5 protein-coding genes are annotated in these 6,027 nt (G+C 42.8%); 1 reads left to right on the top strand and 4 read right to left on the bottom strand.

From position 1 onward, the window contains the following. A partial coding sequence (locus HMPREF9078_RS12090) for a hypothetical protein (protein ID WP_232305280.1) occupies positions 1 to 269 on the top strand: 269 nt, incomplete at its 5' end. Here HMPREF9078_RS12090 and HMPREF9078_RS02025 read toward each other — a convergent pair. The 4 genes from HMPREF9078_RS02025 to HMPREF9078_RS02010 form a co-directional block, all read right to left on the bottom strand. After that, complete coding sequence (locus HMPREF9078_RS02025; protein ID WP_009419058.1) at positions 242 to 1,645, bottom strand: peptide MFS transporter; 1,404 nt, start codon at positions 1,643 to 1,645, stop codon at positions 242 to 244. The genes HMPREF9078_RS12090 and HMPREF9078_RS02025 overlap by 28 nt on opposite strands. Positions 1,646 to 1,670: 25 nt before the next feature. Continuing rightward, positions 1,671 to 3,884, bottom strand: a complete 2,214-nt coding sequence (locus tag HMPREF9078_RS02020) for a S9 family peptidase (protein WP_009419057.1) — start codon at positions 3,882 to 3,884, stop codon at positions 1,671 to 1,673. A gap of 124 nt (positions 3,885 to 4,008) precedes the next feature. Next, positions 4,009 to 4,863, bottom strand: coding sequence for a prephenate dehydratase (locus tag HMPREF9078_RS02015; RefSeq protein ID WP_009419056.1), 855 nt, complete (start codon positions 4,861 to 4,863; stop codon positions 4,009 to 4,011). 33 nt (positions 4,864 to 4,896) lie between these two features. Beyond that, positions 4,897 to 5,580 (bottom strand): hypothetical protein, encoded by a 684-nt coding sequence (locus HMPREF9078_RS02010; RefSeq protein WP_034542557.1) that lies wholly within the window; start codon positions 5,578 to 5,580, stop codon positions 4,897 to 4,899. Positions 5,581 to 6,027: the final 447 nt, after the last annotated feature.

Here is a 6,027-nt window from a genome sequence, read left to right as displayed (position 1 = left end):
CCTCCTTACACCCTTTTTTCATCAAAAACCCTCCTTCTCTTCTTCCGAACCTTTCCGATACCTTTCTATTCCCTCAGCTCTCCCCAATAAAGCCATCAATCTCGTCTTACTTCCGTCCGACAAGTCCTAATCGTCCGATAACTCCGAATATATACAACAAAAAAGGCTGTCCTAAAATAGGACAGCCTTTATTATATAACTTATACGGTTCGTACGTGCCTGTGTGGCTCACACGCTCGCACTATTTTACTCCGTGCATCATCGCTTGAAGTTTCTTGTTAAGGAGTATCATTCCTAAACCGCAGAGGATTACAAATCCTGAAACCGCAGCAAATACTACGCTTGCCCCAAGTTTCTCTACGTAAGAAGCAATCACTCCTCCTGCTGCATTGGCGAAGAAAGCAGCCATCATCCAAACACCCATCATAAGTCCTGCTAAACGTGGAGGTGAAAGTTTTGTAACCGTAGAAAGTCCTACGGGTGATAAGCACAATTCACCAATCGTATGAGTAAGGTAAGTAAGCACCAACCAAGCTAAGCTGGCTTTCACTGCTATATCTTTAGGGTCTACCCCTATGGAGCCACCGCGCTCATAAACAGCGCCAAGCATAAAGAAGAACCCTACCCCTAAGAGTATCATTCCCATTCCCATTTTAAACGGAGTAGTGAGACGTTGTCCCATTTTAGTGCCCCAGAACGATGCAAATACCGGTGCTAACAATACAATGAACAATGGATTTACTGATTGGAACCAAGCAGTAGGAATTTCAAAGCCCATCACCGTCCTGTTGATATAGTTATCGGTATAAAGGGTAAGCGAAGAACCCGCTTGCTCAAATCCTGCAAAAAAGAAGATTGCAAAGAAGAAATAGATAAAGATAACAGCAATGCGCTCTTTTTCTTCTTTGGTAAGTGGTTTTTGCACTTCGGCTTCCGAAAGTTCTTGTATTTTTTTCTTACCACCTTTTGGTTGCAATCCAAGGTCGCCTAAGTATTTCTGTGCAAAGAAAACAAATATCAACTCTCCTATAAGCATCCCGATAGCAGCTGCCAAGAATCCATATCTATACCCGTAAGAAAGGATTATTTCTTTTCCTTGTGCATCTACACCGTGAGTAGCAAAGATGTTATCAGTAAGGAATCCTGTAATGAGTGGTGCTAAGAAAGCCCCTAAGTTAATACCCATATAGAAAATCGAGAAAGCCGAGTCTAAACGTTTATCACCTGATTCATAGAGCCCTCCTACCAAGGCTGAAATGTTCGGTTTGAAGAACCCGTTACCTATAATCAACAAAAATAGCCCTAAATATAAGCCAAAGTGAGTGTTTATAGAGAACAACGCAAACTCACCGAAGAACATTATGAGTCCCCCTAACAATACTGCCCTGCGCTGTCCTAAAAAGTTATCGGCTATCCAACCGCCAATCAGTGGAGTGAAATAGGTAAGTCCTGTGGCAAAGCCATAGATAAGACTCGCTGTAGCTTTATCGAAAGCCAATCCGCCTTCAAGCCACGTCTTGGTGAGGTATAACATCAAAATACCACGCATTCCATAGTAACTGAAACGCTCCCACATACCTGTTAGGAACACCAAATAAAGCCCCTTAGGGTGCTTCTTTTTCGCATTTTCTACGTTTGTATCCATTTATTTAATAAATTAAAAAGTTTGTTTATAAATTTTCTATGATAAAATTCGTCATTTTTGTATATAACTGATAGCGTGTACTACCTGTGTTGTCGTAAATACCGTGATTCTTATCGGGATAGATGAGCCAATCAAAATCTTTTTGCAAACTCACCAAGGTATTGATGAGCACCATTGCGTTTTGCACGTGTACATTGTCATCGGCACTACCGTGAATGAGCAGGTATTTACCTTTGAGTTTGGCAGCGTGAAACAACGGTGAATTTTCGTCGTAACCTTTTGCGTTCTCTTGGGGGGTGCGCATAAAACGCTCGGTGTAAATAGTATCGTAAAAACGCCAATTGGTAACAGGGGCTACTGCTATTGCCATTTTAAATATATCGCCTTTTTGAAACAGACAGTTAGACGACATAAATCCGCCAAAACTCCAACCCCATATCCCTATTCTGCTCTTATCTATATAAGGATAAGCCCCTACGAGCTGAGCGACTTCTGCTTGGTCTTCAACTTCGTATTTACCCAGTTGCTGATAGGTACATTTCTTAAAATCTGCTCCTTTGTAACCTGTGCCTCTGCCGTCTACACATAGCACTATATATCCTTTTTGGGTGAGCATTGCGTGCCAAAAGTCGTTCATATCCCACCATTGGTCGGCTACTTCTTGTGAACCTGGTCCTGAGTATTGGTACATCAAGAGCGGATATTGCTTTTTAGGGTCGAAATCCTTAGGTTTAAGCATATAAGCGTTGAAAGTACCCTTAGCAGTTTTCAGTTCCATAAACTCTTTTTCGGGCAAATTATAGGCTTTCAATCGTTGGGCGTATTCGGCATTGGTAACGATTTCTTTGAGTTGCTTTCCACTTTTGGTATCGTTTAGCGTATAGCGTGGAGGCGTAGTGGCATTGGCAAAAGCGTGGATATACATAGAAAAATCCCCACTGAATGTGCCTTTGTTTGTTCCTGCCTCAGTAGAAAGCGCGCGAGGGGCTTTGCCTTTGAGGTTTACCGCATAGAGTCCTCGGCGGGTAGAACCTATTTGGGTAGATTGGTAGAACAACTGCTGGGTTTTAGGATCATAGCCATAACAATCGGTTACTTCCCAGTTACCACGCGTGAGCTGGCGTACTAATTTTCCTTTGGCATTGCAGTAGTAAAAATGATTATTTCCATCTTTCTCCGATTGATAAATAAAACTATTATCGGGTAAAAATAGTATCTCCTTGTTGATGCTTACATAAGTCGCGCTGGTTTCTTTCACTAAGGAAGTCGTTGCCTTCGTGTGGCTATTCACTTGTAAGAGTTGCCAATCGTTTTGGTGGCGATTGAGAGTTTGTACCGTCAGCTTATGAGGGTCGTTTGTCCATTGCAAACGTGGTATATAATAGGCTTTCAAGGGTATTTCAGCCACCGATTTATCAGCCACAGTATAGATATGCAAACTCACCGCCGAATTAGCTTCCCCTGCTTTGGGATATTTGAAAGTATAAGGTGTAGGATAGAGGTCGTAACCGTAGATGTCCATTGAAAACTCAGGTACTTTGCGCTCATCCGAACGTATAAATGCTAATTGTGTACCATCGGCATTCCAAGCAAATAGTTTCACAATCCCGAACTCTTCTTCGTACACCCAATCAGCAGTACCATTGATGATAGCGTTCTTCTGTCCGTCGGTAGTGATTTGGGTTTCCGCACCCGTCGTGAGGTCGTATAAATACAAGTTGTTTTCGTATACAAAAGCCAATTGCTTACCATTAGGTGAAAAAGTGGGGACTTGTATGCGCTTATCGCTCACTTTTTTAAGGTCGCCAGTGGCGAGGTCGTACAGAAAATAATCGGCTATAAACGAATGTCGGTAGATATCCTCTTTTCGGGTAGCGATGAGGAGCTTTTTCTCATCGGGAGAAAACTCATAGCTCTCAATCCTATTCACCCTTTCATTAGTTTCAAAGAGTGTTTGTACTTTGCTGAGCGTTGCAAAGTCGTAAAGGTTGATTTCCTGAATGTGTTTGTCACGGTTATATTCGAGCACTGTATATTGCGGGGTTTTCTTCAGTGCCTTCAAGTTGTACATACGTTCGGGGTAAAAAGCGTGTTGCGTCCAGATATTCTCTAAAGAAATAGACTGTGCAGATAACAAGTAAAAGCTAAGAAATAAAGCCAACAAAAGCTGGGTATGTAAGTATTGGTGCACTCTATTGCGTCTAAATACAGCCACCTTTTGTAATTCATAATTCGCCATTTCTAATTAGTCTTTTGTCATTTATCATTAACCTTTAACCATTGATTATTAATTTCGCGGTCAATATTAGTCAATATTTTTGATATAGAAGCTATCTTTTAATCTGTTTTTTTATATTTATTTTCTATATGATTGATTTTGAATAGCTCTCACTGTTCAACCGATTTTCATATTCCCCTAATACTTTTAGCTCTTCTGTCATAATATCCAAAAGTTGCATCGCTTGCTGGTATCGGGCATAGCTATCAAACATCACATCTACAAAGAATGCGTATTTCCAAGGAGTCTCTATTACAGGTAACGACTGTATTTTAGTCATATTCATATCGTAATCGCGTAACACGTTCAGCACCGTTGCCAAACTACCACTCTTGTCATATACTTGGAATTTAAGCGTTTCCTTATTGATACCTCTTTTGGGTAGGTGTGCATCAGTAGTTCTGAGTACCACAAAGCGGGTAGCATTACGCTTAATGGTTTGTATGCTTTCCGCAATAATAGGCAAGCCGTAGAGCTCAGAAGCCGATGCCGAAGCAATAGCCGCTACACCTTTGAGTTGTTGCAAGTGTATCTGTCGTGCTGCCTCAGCTGTATCAGGAGATTCCACCAGTCGTATATCAGGATAATCGTGAAAGAAATCCTTACACTGCAACAGTGCCATATAGTGCGAATGCACCTCAGTAATATCCTCTAAGCGTTGCCCTCCTAGCGCCATCAAGTGGTGCTGTATGTTCATATAGTGCTCCCCTGTAATATGCAGGTTATGGCGGTCTATAAGCGCATAATTAGGTAATATTGCTCCTGCAATGCTATTCTCAATAGCCATCACGCCCCAGTTAGCATCGCCTTTCAGCAGTGCTTTCACTACCGCATCAAAAGTACGACATTCCAGTACCTCTATATCTTTGCCAAAGTAACTCTCAGCCGTCTGATAGTGAAACGAACCTTTGATACCCTGTATTGCTACTTTTTCACTCATTTACATATTAAAAATCACCCCTTGCGCATCTTTTTATGGCAATATCGCTCCTACTGCTATATCACAGCGGTGTCCGGGTTGTCCGTGAGGCGGATTAGGCTTCCCTGAAAAGCCTGGTTCAGTAGTCCCCGTGTGCTGTTGCGCCATTTTCGGGTCGATAACTATTTGTTGCTCTACCGTTTTAGGCGTAGCTGGTGCTTGCTGTTTCACAGGCTTACTGTTCAGCGGAGCGCCCACCGGTATATCACAACGGTGTCCTGGTTGCCCGTGAGGCGGATTCAGTTTCTGTCCCTTCGTCGCCACCGCTTGCTGTGTCTGAGGTTGTGCCACCTGCACCTGTTGCACTTGTGGCATACCTCCCGAAACTAGGGGCTTAGCATCGGCACTGCTCACAGGTTGTGCTTGTGTTTGCGTTTGAGCTATCACATTGCTGTCGTTGGGTAGCGGAGCCCCCACGGCTATATCACAACGGTGTCCTGGCTCTCCGTGAGGCGGATTGAGCTTTGCTCCTTGCTGTGTAGCTGGTAGCGATACGTTGTTAGAAAAATTCGCCCCACCCGCACCAAACGGATTTCTTTCGTTGCTCTTATCACGCGCTTCCTCAGCTTTTTGAGTGTTAGCAAGAGCATCTTCGGCAACAGCTATTTCCTGTTGTCCGTTATTACAAGCCATTAGGGCAAACATTGTGGCGGTGAGTATAGTAAATCTTACATTCATAAATGGGTAAATTTTCGGCAAAGATAGAAAATAATTATCAATTAGCAATTCACCCATAAATATTTTCTCACCCCCAGCACTGTAAGTTCTTACATCTGTTATATATCCTACACAATCCCTATTTACATAGTTCTTTTTTCTACGAAAACGCTTCCTCACAGATATCCTCTTGTCAATCGTCTCTCGTCATTTCTTCCCTTTTCCATCACTAATTCCCCTTCTTTGAAGGTAGCCAGCAATAGCTGAATATGTGCCTCTCGAGAGCGAAGTATGTATAAGGGCGGAGGTTTGTCACCTTTTTCCAGCTTGTCCCCCTTCGGGGGTTCGGGGGCTTACCAAATAAATGACTCGCCACATTCCCCCTTTGGACGGAAGTCCGCGAGAGCAAAGTATATGTAAAGGGGGAGGTTTCTTTTGATTTTCCGTCATACTCCCTCCTAGTGCCTA

It is taken from the genome of Capnocytophaga sp. oral taxon 380 str. F0488 (assembly GCF_000318255.2).
GTDB lineage: Bacteria > Bacteroidota > Bacteroidia > Flavobacteriales > Flavobacteriaceae > Capnocytophaga > Capnocytophaga ochracea.
This window is presented reverse-complemented; position numbering and strand designations above follow the sequence as displayed.